Genomic DNA, 20,190 nt, shown 5'->3' on the forward strand with positions numbered 1-20,190 from the left:
TAGCTCTGCGGACGCAGGTGGACCGGGAGTCCCTTGAGGCTGTTGACCAGGAGCGAGGGGTTGAGCTCCAAGGTCCTCGTCGTGGACCTCCAGGGTCATGTCGGGGAAGCGTTCGAAGAGCATCGGCAGGATGACGCCGGCCTCCAGGCGGGACAGGGGGCGCCCGGGCACACGTGCGGGCGCCTCCGCGGATCGCGGTTACCCCCGGCCAGGCTGAGGAGGACCAGGTCGCCCTGGCGGATGGCTGACTGCCCAGTTCCACGTCGTGCACGGCGTACCGGCCCGCGTGGATCCGGCAGGGGCTGTCCTCCCACAGCACCTGGGACAGGGCCCCCGAGACGCTGCTGCGGGCCCCGGCCATGGAAGCGGAGAAGCGGCCGTCGGTGAGCATCAGCCGCAGCGCGTTGCCGATCCGGTCGGCGGTGGTCTGCTGACCGGCGGCGATGACGGCCAGTAGGTCGACGACGAGCTCCTCGTCGCCGTACCCGGCCGGGTGCGCGATCATCCGGGCGTGCCGCCGGCGCTGGTCCCCCTCCGCGTGCTGGACGTTCGGGACCGGGAACACCAGGGGCATGAGCGGCCAGTCCTGGGGCACCTCTGCCCGGCCGTTCCACCTGCGGGACTCACTGCCGAAGGTCTCCGGGGTGCTCAGCCCGCGGTGGAGCTCCCGTAGCCCAGCACCAGCCAGGCGGGGACGTCTCCGTCCAGGAACACGCGCACGACCGGGCCATGGGCCGAGCGCACGCTCTCGAAGAGTCCGGCGGGGTCGGACTGGAAGTCCGGACCGTACAGCCGGACCGGTTCGTTGGGCATCGGTGGCTTCTCCGTCAACTGGGGGCCAGGGCTTTGGACGGTCGCTCGGAGCACGCCCCGGGGCGGCCGCGGCCGGTGGATGTCTACGGGCGCAGGAGGACCGGGAACTCCTTGAGGCTGTTGACGATGAGCGCCGCCTCGTTCTCCAGTTCCCGGTCCGGGACGGCCAGTCGCAGGTCGGGGAAGCGGGCGAAGAGCTTGCGGAGCACGATGCCCGCCTCCAGGCGTGCCAGCGGAGCCCCCGGGCACATGTGCGGGCCGTAGCCGAAGCTGATGTGACGGCCCTTGGTACGGCTCGGGTCGAAGACGTGCACGTCCTCGCCGTACTCCTCGCGGTCCTTGGTGATGGCGCCGTAGTGCGTGACCAGGGCGTCGCCCTTGCTGATGGTCACCTCGCCCATGGGCACGTCCTCGGTGGCGAACCGGAAGAGGATCGCGTTGTTGGGCGGGTTGTAGCGGAGGGTCTCCTCGATCACCTGCTCCCAGGTGAGCTCGCCCGCGCGGAGCCGGGCGTGCTCCTCAGGGTGGTTGAGCAGGGCCCGGACAACGTTGTTGATGAGGTTGACCGTGGTCTCGTGCCCGGCGGCCACCACCATCAGCAGGGTCACGATGACCTCCCCCTCGGTGAGCGGCTCCTCGCCCTCCCCCGTGGACCTGAGCAGGTCGGTGGTGAAGTCGTCGTGCGCGTCCAGATCGGCCTTCTTGCGCGCGACCAGCTCGGTGAAGTACTGGTAGATCTGCGCGTAGAGGTCGAGGTGCTCCCCCGGGTCGGTGTCGACGAAGAACAACGGGGCGTACAGGTCGCCGAGCTTGTCGTACTCCTCCTCCGGCACCCCGTAGAGCTCGCCGATGACGGTGATCGGCACCCGGAAGGAGAACTCCTTCTTCAGGTCCAGGGGCTCGTGGGCGCGCTTGTCGAGGGCGTCCAGGTACTCGTCGGTGATCCGCTCGATGTGCGGGCGCAGCCGCTCCACCCGGCGGGCCGAGAAGGGGTGGGCGGTGAGTCGGCGCATCCGCCGGTGCGGGGCGCCGTCGAGGCCGAGCATGTTGATGCCGTCGAAGGTGAGCACACCCATGTACGGCCAGTCCTGGGAGACCTTCCCGTTCTGGAAGTCGGCCCATTGGTGGGGGTCCTTGACGAAGCGCGGGTCGTTGAGGGTGGCCTTGGCCGCGGCGTGGTGGGTGGTGGCCCAGGCCCGCACTCCGCCCGGCAGCTCGACCGGGGTGACCGGGCCCTGCTGATAGAGCTCCTCGCGGTGGGCCTGGAGGTCGTCCGGGTAGGGGTCGAGGAAGGGGACTTCGGCGTCGTTGGCTCCGGTCAGGGGGCAGGGCATCAGAACTCTCCGAGAAGCGTCGCTGGGGAAAAGGTGACGGGCAGGCAGACGACTCCCCGCGCCCAGGGGGACGGGCGCCAGCGCAGGTCCTCCGGGGGAATCGCCAGTTCGAGGTCGGGCAACCGGTCGAGCAGGACCTCGATGCCGGTGGTCGCGATGAGTTCGGCGATGCCCTGGGCCGCGTGCGGGCAGGCGTGTTTTCCGTGGGAGAAGGACATGTGGGCGTGGTTGGCGCCCACCTGGCCGGGTCCGGCACCCCGGACCCGGGGGTCGTGGTTGGCGGCGCCGTAGGCGAGCATCACCAGGTCGCCCTTGCGGATGAGTTTTCCGGCCAGTTCCAGGTCCAGGGCGGCGAAGCGGCCCGCGTTGACCTGGGACGGCGAGTCCTCCCAGAGCACCTCGGTGAGGGCGTCGCGCACACTGCTGCGGGCGCCGGACATCGAGGCGGAGAAGCGCTCGTCGGTCAGCGTCAACCGCAGCGCGTTCCCGAGCCATTCGGTGGTGGGCTGGTCACCGCCGCCCAGGATCGCGATGAGCTCGGCTGTGAGCTGTTCGTCGGTGTATCCGATCGGGTCGCTCACCAGCCGGGAGATCACGTCCGCTCCGGGTCGGGAGCGGCGTTCGGTGATCGCGGCACCGAAACGGCTGACGAGCTCGGTATAGGCCTCGAACACCCCCGCGCCGGAGGAGTCGAAGAGTACGCTCATCGCCTTGGCAAGGACGTCGATCTCCTCGTCGTCGAAGCCGTAGAGCCAGCCCAGGACCAGGCTGGGCAGCGGGTCGGCGTACTGGGTGCGCAGTTCGGCCCGGCCGTCGCCGCAGAACGCGTCGACGAGCCGGTCCGCGAACCGGGCGGTCACTCGCCTGAGCTCGTGCGGGTCGACGGCGTCGAGCGCGTCGTTGACCGCCTTGGAGCGGCGCCGGTGGTCCTCCCCCTCGGCGAAGAGGATGTTGGGCAGCGGAGCCAGGACCGTCTGCAGCGGTGATTCCGGTGGTAGACGGTCCCAGCCGTTCCACCGCGAGGAGCTGCGCGCGAACAGCTCCGGGGCGCTGAGCACGTAGTGCAGCTCTGTGTAGCCGATCACCAGCCAGGCGGCGATGTCGCCCTCCAACAGGATCGGGACGACCGGGCCGTGCTCGGCGCGCATCCGCTCGTGGAAACCGCCGCGGTCGGTGCTGAACCGCGGATCGTGCAACCGGACCGGTTCGTTGGGCATGAGTAGCTTCTCCGTCGCCTGGGGGTCGGGTCAGGTGAGGGCCCCGCTCGTTTCGACGAGTCGGGGCCCGGTCAGCAGATGCCGGGGATGCGGGGCCCGGCGTCTCCAGGGGTGTCCGGCGACGCCTACGGGCGCAGGAGGACCGGCAGATCCTTGAGGCTGTTGACCACGATGGAGGGGTGGTTCTCCAACTCGTCGTCCGGAACGGCCAGCTTCAGGTCCGGGAAGCGCTCGAACAGCAGGGGCAGGGCGATCTGTCCCTCCATGCGGGCCAGGTGGGAGCCGGGGCACACGTGCGGGCCGTAGCCGAAGGAGATGTGGCGTCCCTTCTGACGGGTGAGGTCGAAGGTGTCCGGGTGCGGCTCCTCGCCGTGTTCGTCGCGGTCGCGGCTGATCGCGCCGTAGGAGGTCATCAGCGCCTCACCCTTGCGGATGGTCTGCCCGCCGACCTCGATGTCCTCGGTGGCGAAGCGGAAGACCATGTTGGAGGTGGGCGGGTCGAAGCGCAGGGTCTCCTCGACCACGACGTCCCAACCGACCTTGCCCTGCTTGACCAGGTCGAACTGCTCGGGGTGGGCCAGCAGGGCACGCACCGCGTTGCACAGCAGGTTGACGGTGGTCTCGTGCCCGGCGGCCACGACGACCTGGAGGGTGCCACGCACCTCGAGGTCGGTGAGGGCGTCCCCGTCCTCCCCGGCGTTGAGGAGCTCGGTGGTCAGGTCATCGCCCGGGTTGGCGCGCTTGGCCGCGATCATGTCCTCGTAGTAGCGCTCCAGGACCGCGTACGTCTCCATGAACTCCTCGGGCGAGGTGACCGCGCTGAAGAACTTCACGTACATGTCGCGCAGGTAGCCGTGTTCGGCCTCGTCCACGCCGTAGAGCTCACCGATCACGCTCATCGGCAGCTTGAAGGCGAACTCGCCCTTGAGGTCCAGGGGCTCGCCGGCCTTGGGCTCCAGGGAGTCCAGGAGGTCGTTGGTGAGGTCGTGGATACGCGGCCGCAGGCGCTCGACGCTGCGCGCGGAGAAGGCCTTGGCGGTGAGCAGGCGCAGGCGCTTGTGCTCGGCGCCGTCGGTGCCCAGGAGGTTGGTGGGGGTGGGCGGGATGGTGCTGAGCAGCGGCCAGCCCTCGGGGATGCGCCCCTGCTGGAGGTCGTCCCAGTGGGCGACGTCCTTGACCAGGCGGGGGTCGGTGAGGGTGGCGCGGGCGACCTCGTGGCGGGTGGCGGCCCAGGCGGTCACGCCGCCGGGGAGTTCGACGCGGGTGATCGGGCCGGCCGCGTACAGGGCCTCGCGTTCGGCGCGCAGGTTCTTGACGTAGGGGTCCAGAGTGACGGTTCCGCCGGAACCGTGCTCAACGGGGCAGGGCATCAGTGAACTCCTCGGGGGTCGGGATAGAGATGCGGGGTGCGGGGATGCGGGGGAGGCCGGAGGGGACGGCCACCGGTGTCCGGTCCGGTGCGCCCGGTCTGGTGGTCAACGGGCTCCGTACGGCTCGGCCGGGGTGAACGTGACGGGCAGGGAGGCCACCCCGCGCACCCACGGGGAGGGGCGCCAGCGGAGTTCGGACTCGGGGATGGCCAGTTCGATGTCGGGAAGCCGGTCCACCAGGACCTCCACCCCCGTGACAGCGATGATCTCGGCGATCTCCCTGGCGGGGTAAGGGCACTGGTGGGCACCGTGTGAGAAGGAGAGGTGGGCCTGGCTGCCGTGGCCGCCCCGGGCGGCGGCGGAGCGCACGAGGGGGTCCCGGTTGGCGCCGGAGAGCCCGAGGAGCAGCAGGTCTCCCTGGCGGATGAACTGTCCGCCCAGCTCCACGTCGTGCGCGGCGTAGCGTCCGGCGTGGATCTGGGTGGGGGTGTCCTCCCACAGAACCTCGTTGAGGGCCTCCTGCACACTGCTGCGGGCCCCGGCGATGGAGGCGCCGAACCGTTCGTCGGTGAACATCAGCCGCAGCGCGTTGCCCAGCCACTCGGCGGTCGGCTGGTTCCCGCCGCCCAGCAGCACGATGAGTTCGGGCACCGCCTCCTCGTCGGTGTACCCGGCCGGGTGGCCGAGCAGGCGGGAGACGACGTCGGGTCCGGGTCTGAGGCGGCGTTCGGCGACGAGCTCGGCCATGGCGGCCATCAGGGCCTGCTGGGCCGCCATGGCGTCGGGGCCGCCGTCGATCATCGTGTTCATGTTGTCGGCGAGGTGGTCGCCGCGCACGTCGTCCAGTCCGTACAGCCAGCTGAGCACGAGGGCGGGGAGCCGTGCGGTGTAGGAGGTGCGCAGGTCCGTGCCGGTGGTGGCGCAGAAGGAGTCGATGAGCCGGTCGGCCATCCGCGCGGTGGTCGTGCGCAGCTCGTGGAGGTCGGTCCCGGACAGGGCGTCGCTCACCGCACCGGCGCGGCGGCGGTGGTCGGCTCCCTCGGAGTAGAGCACCGTGGGCAGCTGGATGACCATGGGCAGCATCGGCCAGTCCTGGGGGACCAGGTGCCAGGCGTTCCAGCGGCTGGAGCTGCGCGCGAACACGCCGGGGGTGTTCAGGACGTGGTGCAGTTCCCGGTAACCGATCACCAGCCACGCGGGGACGTCGCCCTCCATGGTGACCGGGACGACCGGACCGTGCTCGGCCCGCATCTTCTCGTAGAGGCTCCCTGGATCGGCTTGGAAGTCCGGGCCGTGCAGCCGGACCGGGCAACCGCTCATCGGGCGCCTTTCGTGATCAGGGAACGGACGTGGTGGACGAGCGCGATGAGGACCTGTTTGGCGGAGCCGCGCTCGCGGGCGTCGCAGCGCTGCAGCGGGATGGCCGGGTCCAGGTCGAGGGCGGCGCGCACCTCGTCCAGTGAGTGCGTGGTCTCGCCGAAGTCGTTGTGCGCCACCACGAAGGGGGTCCCCTGTGCCTCCAGGCGGTCGATGGCGTAGAAGGAGTCCTCCAGGCGGCGGGTGTCGACGAGCACGACGGCGCCCAGGGCCCCGGTGAACAGCCGGTCCCACAGGAACCAGAAGCGTTCCTGGCCCGGTGCCCCGAAGAGGTAGAGCACGGAGCTCTCGTCCAGGGTGATGCGGCCGAAGTCGAAGGCGACGGTGGTGGTGCGCTTTCCCTCGACCCCGTGGAGGTCGTCGACGCCCGCACCGGCCCGGGTCATGGTCTCCTCGGTGTTCAGCGGGCGGATCTCGCTGACCGAGCGGACCATGGTGGTCTTGCCGACCCCGAAACCGCCGACGACGGCGATCTTCAGGGCCTGTTCGGTGCTGGCGGCCAGCGGGGTGACCGGCGCGGGGGCTTGAGCGGGTTCAGAGCTTGTGGAGTGCAACGAGCACCTTCTCCAACACGTCCGGTGAGGCGAGCGGATGCGCCGGCGAGGGCGCGGGGGCCGGATGACGCGCGGTCACCCGACCGGTGTCGATGAGGTCGGTGAGCAGGATGCGCACGACCGTCACCGGCAGACGCAGGTGGGCGGCGATCTCCACCACCGCCATGGGGCTCACGCACAGGCGCAGGATGTCGGCGTGCTCGGACTGCATCCCGGGCGCGGGCGCGCTCTCCGCGACGATGAGTGTCACGGCGTCCAGGGAGTCGTCGGCTCCGCTGCTGCGGCCCGAGGTGATGACGTAGAGCCGGTCCGGGCTCTCCCTGCGGTGTGGGCTCATACCGTCTCGGACCCGGCTCGGGGCGGCGTGGTCAGGTACTCACCCATCTGCTCGACCAGTTCGTTCATGTTGTGGCCGACCAGCCCCGGCTCGGCCTCCGCGCTGGTGATGACCGCCAGGTGGGTGCCGTGACCGGCTTCGACGATGAACAGCAGACCGCCGTAGAACTCGGCCATCGCCTGGCGGACCCCGCCCCGGCCGTCCCCGAACTCCACCGACGCGCTGTGGGCCAGACTCTGCACTCCTGCCGCGATGGCCGCGAGGTGGTCGGCGCTGTCGGCGCCCAGTCCCGAGCTGTGGCACAGTTTGAGGCCGTCGCGGGAGAGCACCAGCGCGTGCCGGGTGCCCGGTGTGCGTTCCAGGAGGCCTTCGAGCAGCCAGGTCAGCGTCTTGAGGTCCATCATGTTTCCTTCGGTGAGTCGGTGGGCCCCTCGCCGCGCACCGCAGAGCGGAACGCGCCGAACCCCTTCGCCGAGGTGGGGGGACTGGTGTTCTCGGGGACGGGCCGGGTTCGCTCCGCCGCGGCCAGGGTCCGCCCCCGGCGCCGCATCGGCAGGCCGTTCTCCGACCTGGGCAGGGGTGCCGTGCCGGTGGGAGAGACAGTGTTGGCGGACGCAGCGGTGGGGGCCGGACCGTTGGGGGAGGCCGCCGGGACCGGAGCGGAGCTGTCGGGGACGGTGGTCGGCCGGGGCGCGGTGGGTGCGGGCAGCGGTTTGATGATGCGCTGCGGCAGGAGCAGGACCACAGCCGTACCGCCCCTGGAGGAGGAGCGGAAGGAGACTTCGAGACCGTAGCGGCGGGCGAGCTGACCGACGACCGACAGACCCAGGCGCGTCCCGGAGATGGTGGTGATGTCGAGACCGCTGCGCACCGCGAGGCGGGCCCGGCGCAGCGCCTCCTCGCCCATGACGAGACCGCCGTCCTCGACCATGACGGCGATCCCGGCCTGGACCTCCTCCACGTGGACGTGGACCTCGGCGGTGGGCGGGGAGAACTTGGCCGCGTTGTCGAGGATCTCGGCCAGCGCGTGGATGACGCCCTCGGCCGCGAAACCGGCGACTGCGAGGCTGGAGACGTTGTGGGTGCGCACCCGCTGGTAGGCGCCGATCCGGCTCATGGCCCCGCGCAGGATGCTCTCCATGGGGATGGCGCGGCCCCAGCGGCGGCCCGAACGGGCCCCGGTGAGGATGGCGATGCTGTCGGCGATCCGGCCGGTCTGGGCGGTGGTGTGGTCCAGCTGCATGAGGTCGCCGAGGATGTCGGATCCGGCGCTGCCGTCGCCGTAGCGCTCCTGCATCTGGCGCAGGTCGGCGAGCATGGTGGTGGTCAGCGCCTGGACCCGGCCCGCGGCGGTGGCGCAGGCGGCCATGGCGGCGGCGCGGCGGCGTTCGGCGGCGGAGATCTCCTCGGCGACGGCGCGCAGGACGGCGGCGTTGGCCGGGTCGTCAACGGAGGACATGCGGTGCAGGACGGTGTCCGCGGAGTCACCCGCGCGCAGCTGTTCGACCAGGCGGGGCAGGTGTTCCTCGGCGAAGGCCTCGGTGGCGGCGCGGGTCCCCTCGGCCTGGAGCCGGTGTTCGGCGATCAGGCGGTCCCGGCGTCCGAGGAGGAGGGCCGCGACGAGGATCAGCAGGAGGGCGACGCCTCCGGTGACCAGGGTCGGCGCCAGCCCGTCGGGGTAGGTGGCCCAGAGCGCCCAGCCCCAGACCGGAAGGAGCGGAACCAGAAGGAGCAGCCATCGTGGGGTGGTCGACCCCGGCGGCAGTGCTCCGCGGGGGCGGGGGGTCTCGTCAGTCATGGTGCTCCATGTCCGGCCACGTCGTCACTCCTTGTGCACGCTGAAGGGCGCGCCGAACGGGCACCGGCAATCCACGTGCGAGGGCGTGTCGAATAGGCGGTCAAATTTGCCTCAACCAGCCTTTTTCTTCACACAGCGAGTCAACATACCATCAAGTACGCCTGTCGCCTATGTCCGAACAATGAACAATCGATTCTTCATCGAGGCTGCACCACAGGACCTCGTTGACAGGCGATCCGGCGCCGCACCGACCAAAGCCAGAAGCAGCCGCAATGGCGGTGAAGGACTTTGTCCGAATCCTCGGATTCATATCGTGAACTGCACTGACACAGAAAAGTCGCACGACCCGAAAATCCCCTCGGAGGCAAGCGAGGGACCGTGAGACCGGTGTGTCGGGGGCGATGCCGGGACTTTCGAGAAAGGCCCCCTAGAGTGGTGCAGGTCACAAGCACCGGGGGGCTCGGGGACGCAGGCTCTCGTGGGACAGACGGGGTCCCGCGCCCGCCGGAGTGGTTCGACCTCAGGTCAGCGGGGAATCTTGACGTGGACCGACGCGTTACACCCCGCGAGACCGCACAAGCGCCTGGAGGCACCCACACGATGGCCGAGCGAGCACTTCGCGGCACACGGCTCGGGGCGACGAGCTACGAGAACGACCGCAACACCGACCTGGCTCCCCGGCAGGAAGTCACCTACGACTGCACCCGGGGGCACCGCTTCTCGGTCACCTTCGCGACCGAGGCCGAGATCCCCGCAGAATGGGAATGCCGATTCTGCGGCGACCGGGCGCTGCGCCGTGACGGCGGCGGCGAGGAGCCCAAGAACACCAAACCGGTGCGCACCCACTGGGACATGCTGCTGGAACGCCGAAGCATGGAGGACCTCGAGGAGGTCCTGGCCGAACGGCTGGAGCTGCTCCGCGCCCGCCGCCGCGAGGAGGCGGCGAAGGTCGAGGAGATCGCCAAGCAACGGCAGAGCGCCTGACTCAGGCACCCGGCCGACGACGGATACGGGGGCGGTGGACATGATCCACCGCCCCCGTCGTCATGTCCGACGGACCTGGGCAAACCCTGTTCAGTCCTGGTCAGCGAAGGGGTTCTGGGTGTTGCCCACGAGTTCCCTGACCGACTCGATGACCCGGGTGGGCCGGTAGGGGAACTGCTCGGCGGTATCGCGATCGGAGATCCCCGACAGTACGAGCAGGGTCTGCAGACCGGCCTCCAGGCCGCTGAGCACGTCGGTGTCCATCCGGTCGCCGACCATGATGGTGTTCTCCGAGTGGGCGCCGATCCGGCGCAGCGCCGAGCGCATCATGAGCGGGTTCGGCTTGCCCACGAAGTAGGGGCGGCGGCCGGTGGCCTTCTCGATCAGCGCGGCGACGGCACCGGTCGCGGGCAGCGGCCCCTCGGCGCTGGGCCCGGTCTCGTCGGGGTTGGTGGCGATGAACCGGGCGCCGTTGCGCACCAGCCGGATCGCGCGGGTGATGGCCTCGAAGCTGTAGGTGCGGGTCTCCCCGAGCACCACGTAGTCCGGGTTGCGCTCGGTCATCACATAGCCCACGTTGTGCAGGGCGGTGGTCAGGCCGGACTCACCGACCACGTAGGCCGAGCCGCCGGGGCGCTGGGTCTGGAGGAACTGGGCGGTGGCCAGCGCGGAGGTCCAGATCGCCTCCTCGGGGATGTCCAGTCCCGTGTTGAGCAGCCGCGCTCGCAGGTCACGCGGGGTGTAGATGGAGTTGTTCGTCAACACCATGAACGGGGTCCCCTGCTCGCGCAGCTCCGCGATGAGCGTGTCCGCTCCGGGGATCAGGTGCTCCTCGCGTACGAGCACGCCGTCCATGTCGAAAAGGTAGTTCCACTCGTTGCTCACAGGCCCCATTGTGCAGGTATTCGGGACACGGGCGCTATTCCTACCAGCCGGTAGCCGCGTGTTGCGAGGTTGACGCTGCTCACACCGGCCAGGTGCGGCCGTCAGGGGATCTACACCGGGGGCCAGGGGACGGAGGGCCAGTCGGGGGCCGGGTAGGGGTGGATGCCGTGGTGGATGAGCAGGTCCACCCGGGCCCGCACCGCGTAGACCTCGGGGCCGGTCAGGTGGGTGCCCAGTTCCGCGGAGAGCGGGTCCTCGGGCTGGCGCAGGCGCGTGCGTACCTCGGTCAGGGCGGTCAGGGCCTCCTCGCTGAGGGGCTGGCCCTGCCACTGCCACAGGACCGTGCGCAGTTTGTAGTCCTCGGCGAAGGACACCCCGTGGTCGCAGCCGTACAGGTGCCCCTCGGAAGTGGGCAGCAGGTGGCCGATCTTGCGGTCGGAGTTGTTGATGACCGCGTCCAGGACGGCCATCCGGCGCAGTCCCCGGTGCTCGGTCTCCCGGGAGAGGGCGACCAGGTCCACCGTGGTGTCGCCGTGCACCCACAGCTGGACCATGCCCTCGCCGTAGGGGCCGTCGCGGTGAACCGTCGGCGGTACCACCGACCAGCCCAGCGCCTCGGAGACGGCGTAGGCCGACACCTCGCGCCCGGCCAGGGTTCCGTCGGGGAAGTCCCACAGGGGCCGTTCCCCCGCCACCGGCTTGTACACGCACACAGCCGAGCGGACGCCGTCGGAGACCGTGCAGTACAGGGTGGCGTTGGAGGCCGCGGCCAGGCGGCCCTCCACGGTGATCTCACCCCGGCGCAGCAGGTCCAGGCCCTCGGCGGGGGTGAGCCCCCCGAAGGCCGTGCTGCCCGACAGCAGCGGGTCCGCGGCGGTCGGGCCCGCGTGGTTGGTGGTGTCGTCGTCCACGGGAAGGGGCCTCAGACGAGCCGGTCCGGGCGGTAACCGTTCTGACGCGCGCAGATGTGGCCGTTCGGGTCGAGCGGGCGGCCGCACAGCGGGCAGTCGGGGCGGCCCGCGGAGACGACCTTCAGGGCGCGCCCGGCGAAGGCGCGCGCCTCACCGGGGGTGAGGTAGACGCGCAGGACGTCGCGGTGGGCGGGGGCCTCCTCGGCGAAGACCTCCAGCTCCTCCTCGTCGTCCTCGACCAGTTCCTCGGTGGCGGTCTCGTCGATCTCCTGGGCCTCGATGATCACGCGGGCCGCCTCGGCGTCCCACGCCAGGGCCAGGGTGCCCACACGGAAGTCCTGTTCGATGGGCTGCTCCAGAGGCCCGTCGTCCTCGGGTGGGGCCACGTCGTCCGGCGGCGCCCCGAAACGGCGGTGCACCTCTTCCAGCAACTCCTCGATACGGGCGGCCAGAGCCTCCACCTGGGCCTTCTCCAGTACGACACTGGTGATACGGCCCTCGCCGACGGCCTGGAGGAAGAAGGTACGGTCCCCAGGCTGGCCCACGGTTCCGGCGACGAACCGCTCCGGCGGATTGAACTGAAAAACGGGCATGCCTAGAACCTTAAGGGATGTGGGTGACGCCGTGCGATTCACCCGCGCCGCGGTGCCCGCACCGGCGATCACGGGGTGCGGGAACGCCCGGGTTCAGGAGATCTCGACCACCTCGACCGGCAGGTGCAGCTCGCCCAGCAGGATCCGGTCCGCCATCTCGCGCGCGCCCTCCGAATCGAAGTTCCCGGCGGGCCCGGCGATGCTGGTGGCGTCCCCGCTGATCCCCACTCCGCAGACCACGTCGGGGTTCACGACCGGAGCGGACAGGAGCTCCTCCCCCAGCACGATGGCGACCCTGCGCTGCGGTTCCTCCATGCCGTGACAGGCCGCGTTCCCGGTCAGCCGACGCCAGCCCTCGGCGCCCTCCGGGGTGAAGGTGATGTCGAGCGTCCAGGACGTCCCCTGCTGCCCGGGCCGCGCGTCCAGCACAGCACCGCCGCGCAGTTCGGCGGCGCCGAGCTGGAGCTCCTGCCCGTTCCCGTCGGTCACGGTCAGTTCCACCAGGTCGGGATCCGGGCCCGAGAGGTCCCTGCCGAGCAGCTCCTCCAGCTCCTCCGTGGTCAGCTCCGACCAATCGTCACCCGTCGGGTCCGCCGGGCCCGGTGCGTCGTCCCAGGGGTTGTCGGCCGCGGGGGTGCCGGAGTCCGCTGCGAGCACCGGGTGGAAAGCGATCGACTCCCGGTCGGTGAGTGAGTCGGACAGGGCCTCGAGGTCCACGCCCCGCCCCGCCCGCACCTCGATCAGGTCGTCGCCGACCCGGGTGACGGTGGTCGCTTCCCCGTAGGCCAGTTCGAGGCGCTGCCGGAGGAGTTCTGCGGTGAGTTCGGTGGTTTCGGCGTTGGCGGCGGCGCCGTGTTCGCTGTCCAGGGTGCGCAGCAGGAGGACCCGCTCGGTGTTCTGCCACCAAACGACCCCGGCGGTCAACACGACGGCCAGCAGGGCGGCGCCCACGGACAGGGCCACGAGGAGTCCGCGCGAGACCCGACGGCGGCTGTGCGGACCACCTCCGGGCCAGCTCTGGTGTCCGGGGTCTGGAGCGTAGCCGGGACGCGGGGTGAACCCCTGGTGGGGAGCGGAGCCGGGGCCGGGCGGGTTGGGGGACACGGGGGTCTTCCTACCGAAAGGAGTCGGGGGGTGGAGGGCAGCGGGTTACGGAAGATGGGATGTACCCGGTGCTCATTCGGTTCGGTTCGTCTGGCCCGCGCCGCCGCCGACCGCCGCGTCGCCCTTGGCCTCGGCCGCCGTGGGCAGGGCGCCGGAGAGGGGCTCGCCGGTGTCGTTGAGCTTGTTCAGGAAGGGCCGGGTCCGCGTGTAGGTGAGGGAGGTGACCGAACAGGGGTCCACGCGCAGGCGCTGGAAGAGGTCCAGGTGCAGGCCCAGGGCGTCGGCGATGATCGCCTTGATCACGTCGCCGTGGCTGCACACCACGTACAGCGGCGGGGGGTCACCGGCGGCGGCCTGTTGGAGGAGTCGCCCGTTCCAGTCCCGCACCGCCTCCACGGCCCGGGCCGACGTCGTGGCCAGGGCCTCGCCGCCGGGGAATCGGGCGGCGCTGGGGTGGTCCTGGACCACCCGCCACAGGGGTTCGGCGGCCAGGTCGGTGAGGAAGCGTCCGGTCCAGCTCCCGTAGTCGCACTCGACGAAGCGTTCGTCGGTGGTCACGGGCGTGCCGAGCCGTTCGGAGATCGCCTCGGCGGTCTCCTGACAGCGTTCGAGCGGGCTGGACACGAGCGCGGCGGGGGAGATGCCCTCCAGCCTGCCAGCCAGACGGGCGGCTTGGACCCGGCCGTTGTCGTTGAGGTGCACACCGGTGGCGCGACCGGCCAGTCGGGGCCCGGTGGCGTCGGTCATGCCGTGTCGGACGAGCAGGAGCGTGACCGCCTCGGGCCGGGCCGGGGGGTCAGCCGGAGTATCGACCGGGGCGTCAGCAGGAGTGTCAGCAGGTGTCGCCATGCCACCAGAGTAAGCCGCGGCCAAGGCGAAGGCGGGCCGCCGCCAAGCGAGGGGAACCCGTGCCGGTCGGGGTGGAACCCGCAACGGCGAGCGTGAGGGATACCGCGTGTCGGCCCCGGTCCGGACCGCGAGGACAGTGCCCAGCGAAGACGCGCCCAAGGCCTGTCCGCGGTGGACACGGTAATCTCCGCGGCATGGAACAGCGACAGGTGGGCAGATCAGGACTCTGGGTGTCTCGCACCGCCCTCGGCACGATGAGCTGGGGAAACGACACCTCCGAGGAGGAGGCCGGACAGCAGCTCACCGCGTTCGTGGACGCCGGCGGCACTTTCGTGGACACCGCGGACATCTACACGGGCGGACAGAGCGAGCGGATCCTGGGGCGGCTGCTGCGCGGGACGGTGCGCCGCGAGGACGTGGTGGTGGGCACCAAGAGCGGGCACACCCCCGAGGGCTACCGGCCGGTGGACGGGTCCCGGCGCCACCTGCTGGCCTCGCTGGACGCGTCTCTGCGGCGCCTGCAGACGGACTACGTGGATCTGTGGCAGCTGCACGTGTACGACCCGCACACACCGCCGGAGGAGATGCTGTCCGCGATGGAGACGGCGGTCGGCTCGGGCAAGGCCCGCTACGTGGGGACCGGGGACCTCAAAGCCTGGCAGTTCGCCACGTTGGCGACCTGGCAGCGCGCCCAGCCCGGGCGGGTACCGCTGGTGAGCGCGGGCAGCGAGTACTCGCTGCTCAACCGGGGCGCCGACCACGCGCTGCGGCCCGCCGCGGCGGCCAACGACGCGCACGTGATCGCCTGGTCACCGCTGGGTCGGGGCGTGCTCAGCGCCAAGTACCGCAACGGGGTACCGGCGGACTCCCGCGCCGCCTTTCCGCACATGGCGCCCTACGTGGAGCCCTACCTGGACGAGCGCAGCCGCCGGGTGGTGGAGTCGGTGTGCACGGCGGCGGAAGGGCTGGGCGTGTCGCCGCTGGCGGTCGCGCTGAGCTGGGCCCGTGACCAGGAGGGCGTGGCGGCCGCCGTGGTGGGGCCGCGCACGCTCTCCCAGCTGGAGGAGGTCCTGTCCGTGGAGACGGTGGAGCTTCCGCCCAAGATCCGGGACGCCCTGGACGACGCCACGGCCGGCCCCGAGCGCTGAGCGTCGGACCTGAGAGCTGAGCCTCAGGCTCCGGCCGCGGGATCGATCGGGAAGTTCTGGTCGAAGACGTGGTCCGGGTCGTACTTGGCCTTGAGCTCGCGCAGGCGGCCCAACGCGGGTTCGGGGAAGGCCTGGGCCAGGACCTCGGGCCCGGTGCGGGTGTCGAAGCTCAGGTAGAGCCCCCGCGCCGCGTCGCCCAGCTCCGCCCAGCGGCGGTCCAGGAGAGCGGCCCGGCTGCCCATGGCGGCCAGGGAGAAGTTGGCCGAACGGTGGGCATAGGCGGTGGCGTCTGCGGCGACGTCGTTGACCGTTCCGCCCACCTGGCGCAGCTGCATGAAGTACGCGTCACCGGTGGCGAGCATCCGGGCCATGGCCTTGGCGGAGACCGGGTCGATGTGCTCCAGCAGCGCCGAACGCGCGGCCGGGGTCGGGTTCCCGCCGTGCGGACCGTCGTGACCGACCAGGATCGCCGGGTAGGGAGCGACCTGGGCACGCTGGTCCAGAACCGGCCCCACCTGGAGGAAGGGCTCCAGGGCCTGGACGGCGGCGTCGGTGTCGTCTCCCGCGTAGACCACCATCGCCTGGGCGACGGGCCCCTGGCCGCCGCGTCCGGGTCCCGTGGTCAGGAACGCGGTGACCTCGCGCGGGGCGGCCTCGGCGGTGCTCCCCCAGGCCTGGAGGAAGGCCTCGGTGTCGGAGGCGTCGTAGACGAACCGGCCCAGCACGATGTCGCCCACCGGGGAGGCTGTGGCCTCCACCGAGGTGACCACGCCGAAGTTGGCGCCCGCGCCGCGCACCGCCCAGAACAGGTCGGGGTCGTTCTCGGCGTCCACCCGCCGCACGACGCCGTCGGCGGTGACCAGTTCGACCGCGGTCAGGCGGTCGATGGCCAGCCCGTGGGCGCGCGACATGTAGCCCAGGCCGCCGGTGGTGGCGATCCCGCCCACGCCCACTCCCCCGTGGTCGCCCGAGCTGATCGCCAGGCCGTGCTGGTGCAGGACGGTGCCGACGTCACCCCAGCGGGCTCCCGCGCCGAGGCGGACGAGGCCGGTCTCGGCGTCCAGGACCTCGATCCCGTTCATCCGGCCGAGGTCGAGGACGATCCCGCCGTCGTTGGTGGAGCGGCCGCTGATGCCGTGGCCGCCGCTGCGCACGTTGAGCGGAGCGTCCTGTTCGAGGGCGTAGGCGAGGGCCTCGGCGACCTGGTCGGGGTCACCGGGGCGCAGGACCAGGCCGGGGCGGCCCTGCTGCATGTAGCCGTGCCGGACCTTGGCGTAGCCCTTGTCGCCGGGTTCGACCACGCCCCCGCGCAGGGCTTCGGGGGCGGCGTCGTAGTCGATGCCGGGGCGGCGGGCGGCCAGGGCGGCCGCGGGGCGGACCGGCCCGGTCGGGGTACCGGCGCTGGCGCGTTCGCGTTCGACGGCCTCGCGCAGGGCCGGGGCGACCTCCTGGCCGAAGATCTGGATGGTGCGCGGGTCGTCCGTACCCAGGATGAAGGTGCTGATCCCGTGTTCCAGGGTCAGCGGCAGCAACTGTTCGGCCCACTGTTCGGGCGGGCCCTGGAGGAAACCGCGGCTGACCGGGGTGAAGGCGGCGCCGCTGAGGTTGAGCAGGCGGCGGATCTCTCGTGGTTCGCGGCCGTTCTTTCGCGCGGAGTCGTCGATGACGTCGTTGAGTTCGGTCAACTCCTCGACCTTGACGTAGCCGAGGCTGGGCAGCCAGCCGTCGGCCTTGGCGCCGACCATGCGGAGCATGCGGGGCTTGTAGGCGCCCAGCCAGATGCCGATGTCGTGGGCGGGTTCGGGGCCGCGCTTCATGCCGTTGACGGAGTAGTGCTCGCCCCGGGTGCTCACCCCGCCGCGGGTGTCGGTGTCCCAGGTGGCGCGGATGATGTCGATGGCCTCGGAGAGGGCGGCCACGGACTGCCCTGGGGTGCGGCGGCCCCCGCCCATGGCCTCGATGCCGTCCGGGAAGGCCCCGGCGCCGAGTCCGAGTTCGAAGCGGCCCTTGGAGAGGCGATCGAGGCTGGCGGCCGCGCGGGCCAGGACCGCGGGCGGGCGCAGCGGCAGGTTGATCACGTTGCCGGAGACGCGTAGGCGCTCGGTGCGGGAGGCGACCCAGCTCAGCAGGGTCCAGGTATCGAGGAAGCCGGGGTTGTAGGGGTGGTCCTGGAAGGTGGCCAGGTCCAGCCCGGCGGCCTCGGTGAGTTCGGCGAGCCCGACCACCCGGTCGGGGTCCTGGGCGCTCGGCGTGAGGAAGGTACCGAACTCCAGGGGGTGTCCGTAGTCGGGCATGGCTGACTCTCCCGGGGTAGGTCGTTTGTGAAACAAACAATGTTCTGCACAACTTATCTTGCTGAACACCTATTCCTGGTAATCTCGGGCCATGACACCCACCACGCCGGAGCGGCCGGGGCCGGGCGGAACCCTCCACAAGAGCGGCGGGGGCGGCGCCGGGGCCAGCAACCTGGGCTGGTCCCTGGCCGTGCTGCTGCGCCGCTGGCACGAGCACACGGAGGCGGCCCTGGCCGACCTCCCGCACGGCAGCCGCGGCTACCACGTGCTCGCGGCGGCCGCCAGAGGTGACGCGCCCACCCAGGCGGCCCTGGCCGAGCGGCTGCTCATCGACCGCAGCGTGATGACCTATCTGATCGACGACCTGGAGTCGGCCGACCTGGTCCGGCGCAGGCCCCACCCGGGCGACCGGCGGGTGCGCAGGGTCTGCCTCACCGAACACGGCAGCGAGGCCCTGGCCAGGTGCGACGCCCTGGTCGAGCACATCGAGGAGCGCGTTCTGGGCGGGCTGGACCCGGCCACCCGAGCCCTCTTCCACGCCGCCGCGGCACGGGCCGCCACCGCCGTCCAGGAGTCCTCCCCCGACACCGACCCCTGCGCCGCCGTCATCCAGGTGACCGGCAAGAGCGGTGCCTAGCCGCGCCGGGCAGCCGGGCAGCCACGCGGGCCCCGGGGAAGCGGGCCTGTGCACAACGGTCGGGATGTCACCGGGAGTCGATAAGCTCCCAGCGAGTGCATGTACCACCTGACGAGGGGAACCGGTGTCCGAGGCTGTCGAGAAGGTCAGTGCCGTCCTTGACCGGATGGGCGCCCCGCGCGCCCTCGCGCCGCGTCTGGTGTCCGCGCTGGGCCCCCAACCCGCCGCCGAACTGGACGCCAATCCCTGGCTGCTGCTGCGCCTGCCGGGCGTGACCTTGGATCAGGCCGACTACTGCGCCCGCAAGCACCTGGGCGAGGCCGCGCGCCCCGACGATCCCCGCCGCCTGGGTTCGATGGTCGGGCACGCCATGCGCACCGCCGCCCGCCGCGGGCACACCGCGATCGAGGAGAAGCGGCTGGCCACGGTGGTCGGCCAGCTCGGGATCAACGACCCCCGAACGGCGATCGAGGCCGCGGTCACCGCCGAGGAGGTGGTGCTGTTCGAGAGCACGGACGAACCCGACGACGACTTCGACTTCGAGGAGGGCGGCGCCCCCGAGGTACCGGACCTGCCCGACCCCGAACGCTTCTACGCCCCCTACGACGTCGGCCACGCCGAGCAGCGGCTGGGTGAGCAGCTGCTCCGGCTGATCGGCGGCAGCGAGCCGATCATGGACCCGGTGACCGCCGCCGAGACCTTGGAGGCCGCCACCTCCGGCGGCGGCTTCGAGGTCTCCGAGACCACCCGCGAGGCGCTGCTCACCGTGACCATGCGCCCGGTCACGGTGGTGCACCACGGCCCCGGCGACCAAGCCGAGACCGCCCGGGCGCTGCTGTGCCTGGCCGCGATCGCCACGGAGAGCCAGGTGGGCATCGCGGTGGTCGCCCCCACCGCGCAGACCGCCGCCGCCGTCAACGCCGACCTGGACCGACTGCTGGGTTCGGACGAGGGCGACGGCCGGGAGAGCGAACCGGGTGACACCGCGTCAGCGGGCGGCACGGAGACAGCGGGCGAGGCCGAGCCGGACGCACACCACTCCCCGCTGCGCGCGGTCTCCCTGCCCGCTTTCCTCGCCTCGGATCCGGCTCCGGCGGGGATCGTGGTGCTGTGCGAGTCGATGTCCCTGGGTGTGGCCCGGACGGCCGACCTGGTCTCCTCCTGCACCGACGACGCCCACCTGGTCCTGCTGGCCGATCCGGACCAGGCCCCGTCGGCCACCCCGGGCAGAGTGGTGGTGGACGTGGCCACCTCCCGCACCGCGCACGTGGCGGCCCTGGCCGATGACGCCGCCCCCTCCCCTGTTTCCGTGCTCGCCGGTGCGGTCGCCGAGGGCGGTTGGCCGCGGGTCGAGGCGCCCGGCCGCGAGGTCGTCCAGGTCCCGGCTGCCTCCGCCGAGGAGGCCGCGCACCGCGTGGTGCAGCTGGTCACCGACTCCATCCCCCGGGCGCTGGGGATCGACGCCGACCAGGTGCAGATCGTCGCCGCCCGCGAGGACGGTCCGGCCGGGGCCCGCGCGCTCAACACCGCCTGCAAGGAGAAGCTCAACCCCGGCCCCGGTGCGCACGGCGGTTTCGACGTGGGCGACCGCGTGGTCCTGACCGCCGAGGGGACCGGCTACGGCCCGGGCGACACCGGTTACCTGCGCGAGGTGTCCGAGGGAGCGGTGATCGAACTGACCGGCGGCGCCCGGGTGACCGTCACCGATCCGTCCGCGCTGCGCCCCGGCTGGGCGATCAGCGTGGCCGTCGCCCACGGCAGCCGCTGGCCCGCCGTGGTGGCGGTCTTCCCGCCCCAGGTTCCGGTGTCCCGCCCCCAGGTGTACACGGCCCTGACCAGAACCACCCGCCACGTCTCCGTGGTTGACGCCACCGAGGGCGCCCTGGAGAGCGGGGTACGCGAGACCCTCGCCCCGGACCGCACCACCCGCCTGGCCCTCGTCCTGCGCGAGGGCTGACCCCCGGCGCGCGGCCGCGAGGAGACGG

19 protein-coding genes are annotated in these 20,190 nt (G+C 71.6%); 4 read left to right on the top strand and 15 right to left on the bottom strand.

Going from position 1 to position 20,190, the window contains the following annotated elements:
• Positions 1–648: 648 nt before the first annotated feature.
• The 9 genes from NE857_RS19415 to NE857_RS19455 all read right to left on the bottom strand — a co-directional run bounded on the left by NE857_RS19415 (position 649) and on the right by NE857_RS19455 (position 8,800).
• Positions 649–813, bottom strand: coding sequence for a cytochrome P450 (locus tag NE857_RS19415; RefSeq protein ID WP_254417080.1), 165 nt, complete (start codon positions 811–813; stop codon positions 649–651).
• An 83-nt stretch (positions 814–896) separates the two neighbouring features.
• Positions 897–2,147 (bottom strand): cytochrome P450 family protein, encoded by a 1,251-nt coding sequence (locus tag NE857_RS19420; RefSeq protein ID WP_254417081.1) that lies wholly within the window; start codon positions 2,145–2,147, stop codon positions 897–899.
• On the bottom strand, positions 2,147–3,364 hold the full coding sequence (locus NE857_RS19425; RefSeq protein ID WP_254417082.1) for a cytochrome P450: 1,218 nt from the start codon (positions 3,362–3,364) through the stop codon (positions 2,147–2,149). Before NE857_RS19425 ends, NE857_RS19420 begins: the two co-directional genes overlap by 1 nt.
• A gap of 125 nt (positions 3,365–3,489) precedes the next feature.
• The gene (locus NE857_RS19430) at positions 3,490–4,734 is read right to left on the bottom strand and encodes a cytochrome P450 family protein (protein WP_184364513.1); all 1,245 of its coding nucleotides are present in this window, start codon (positions 4,732–4,734) and stop codon (positions 3,490–3,492) included.
• A gap of 105 nt (positions 4,735–4,839) precedes the next feature.
• The gene (locus tag NE857_RS19435; protein WP_254417083.1) at positions 4,840–6,054 is read right to left on the bottom strand and encodes a cytochrome P450; all 1,215 of its coding nucleotides are present in this window, start codon (positions 6,052–6,054) and stop codon (positions 4,840–4,842) included.
• Complete coding sequence (locus NE857_RS19440; protein WP_184364515.1) at positions 6,051–6,665, bottom strand: GTP-binding protein; 615 nt, start codon at positions 6,663–6,665, stop codon at positions 6,051–6,053. Before NE857_RS19440 ends, NE857_RS19435 begins: the two co-directional genes overlap by 4 nt.
• Positions 6,646–7,002 carry a DUF742 domain-containing protein gene (locus NE857_RS19445; protein ID WP_017581210.1) on the bottom strand — a complete coding sequence of 119 codons (357 nt, stop codon included), beginning with the start codon at positions 7,000–7,002 and terminating at the stop codon, positions 6,646–6,648. Before NE857_RS19445 ends, NE857_RS19440 begins: the two co-directional genes overlap by 20 nt.
• The gene (locus NE857_RS19450) at positions 6,999–7,403 is read right to left on the bottom strand and encodes a roadblock/LC7 domain-containing protein (protein ID WP_184364517.1); all 405 of its coding nucleotides are present in this window, start codon (positions 7,401–7,403) and stop codon (positions 6,999–7,001) included. Before NE857_RS19450 ends, NE857_RS19445 begins: the two co-directional genes overlap by 4 nt.
• Entirely contained in the window at positions 7,403–8,800 is a 1,398-nt protein-coding gene (locus tag NE857_RS19455) for an ATP-binding protein (RefSeq protein ID WP_254417084.1), read from the bottom strand. The genes NE857_RS19450 and NE857_RS19455 overlap by 1 nt, the downstream gene beginning before the upstream one ends.
• A 600-nt stretch (positions 8,801–9,400) precedes the next feature.
• On the opposite strand from NE857_RS19455, the gene NE857_RS19460 reads away from it, so the two are divergent.
• Positions 9,401–9,784 carry an RNA polymerase-binding protein RbpA gene (locus tag NE857_RS19460; protein ID WP_017535724.1) on the top strand — a complete coding sequence of 128 codons (384 nt, stop codon included), beginning with the start codon at positions 9,401–9,403 and terminating at the stop codon, positions 9,782–9,784.
• Positions 9,785–9,874: 90 nt separating this feature from the next.
• Here NE857_RS19460 and NE857_RS19465 read toward each other — a convergent pair whose 3' ends face one another.
• The 5 genes from NE857_RS19465 to NE857_RS19485 form a co-directional block, all read right to left on the bottom strand.
• Complete coding sequence (locus NE857_RS19465) at positions 9,875–10,678, bottom strand: HAD-IIA family hydrolase (RefSeq protein WP_254417085.1); 804 nt, start codon at positions 10,676–10,678, stop codon at positions 9,875–9,877.
• Between the two features lie 101 nt (positions 10,679–10,779).
• The gene (locus tag NE857_RS19470; protein WP_254422036.1) at positions 10,780–11,532 is read right to left on the bottom strand and encodes an SCO1664 family protein; all 753 of its coding nucleotides are present in this window, start codon (positions 11,530–11,532) and stop codon (positions 10,780–10,782) included.
• Between the two features lie 59 nt (positions 11,533–11,591).
• Positions 11,592–12,173 (bottom strand): DUF3090 domain-containing protein, encoded by a 582-nt coding sequence (locus NE857_RS19475; protein ID WP_017581205.1) that lies wholly within the window; start codon positions 12,171–12,173, stop codon positions 11,592–11,594.
• A gap of 93 nt (positions 12,174–12,266) precedes the next feature.
• Positions 12,267–13,277, bottom strand: a complete 1,011-nt coding sequence (locus tag NE857_RS19480; protein ID WP_254417086.1) for a SecDF P1 head subdomain-containing protein — start codon at positions 13,275–13,277, stop codon at positions 12,267–12,269.
• A gap of 72 nt (positions 13,278–13,349) precedes the next feature.
• The gene (locus tag NE857_RS19485) at positions 13,350–14,126 is read right to left on the bottom strand and encodes an MSMEG_4193 family putative phosphomutase (RefSeq protein ID WP_254417087.1); all 777 of its coding nucleotides are present in this window, start codon (positions 14,124–14,126) and stop codon (positions 13,350–13,352) included.
• A gap of 194 nt (positions 14,127–14,320) precedes the next feature.
• On the opposite strand from NE857_RS19485, the gene NE857_RS19490 reads away from it, so the two are divergent.
• Complete coding sequence (locus NE857_RS19490) at positions 14,321–15,274, top strand: aldo/keto reductase (RefSeq protein WP_254417088.1); 954 nt, start codon at positions 14,321–14,323, stop codon at positions 15,272–15,274.
• A gap of 23 nt (positions 15,275–15,297) precedes the next feature.
• Here the strand turns inward: NE857_RS19490 and NE857_RS19495 are convergent, their stop codons facing one another.
• A complete protein-coding gene (locus NE857_RS19495; RefSeq protein ID WP_254417089.1) occupies positions 15,298–17,568 on the bottom strand; it encodes an LLM class flavin-dependent oxidoreductase in 2,271 nt (756 codons plus the stop codon).
• A gap of 91 nt (positions 17,569–17,659) precedes the next feature.
• On the opposite strand from NE857_RS19495, the gene NE857_RS19500 reads away from it, so the two are divergent.
• Together NE857_RS19500 and NE857_RS19505 are read left to right on the top strand one after the other, a co-directional pair.
• Positions 17,660–18,205 carry a MarR family winged helix-turn-helix transcriptional regulator gene (locus NE857_RS19500; RefSeq protein ID WP_254417090.1) on the top strand — a complete coding sequence of 182 codons (546 nt, stop codon included), beginning with the start codon at positions 17,660–17,662 and terminating at the stop codon, positions 18,203–18,205.
• A gap of 124 nt (positions 18,206–18,329) precedes the next feature.
• Positions 18,330–20,162: a helix-hairpin-helix domain-containing protein gene (locus NE857_RS19505; protein ID WP_254417091.1), complete on the top strand. Its 1,833-nt coding sequence runs from the start codon at positions 18,330–18,332 to the stop codon at positions 20,160–20,162.
• Positions 20,163–20,190: the final 28 nt, after the last annotated feature.

The organism is Nocardiopsis exhalans, from assembly GCF_024134545.1.
Taxonomy (GTDB): domain Bacteria; phylum Actinomycetota; class Actinomycetes; order Streptosporangiales; family Streptosporangiaceae; genus Nocardiopsis; species Nocardiopsis exhalans.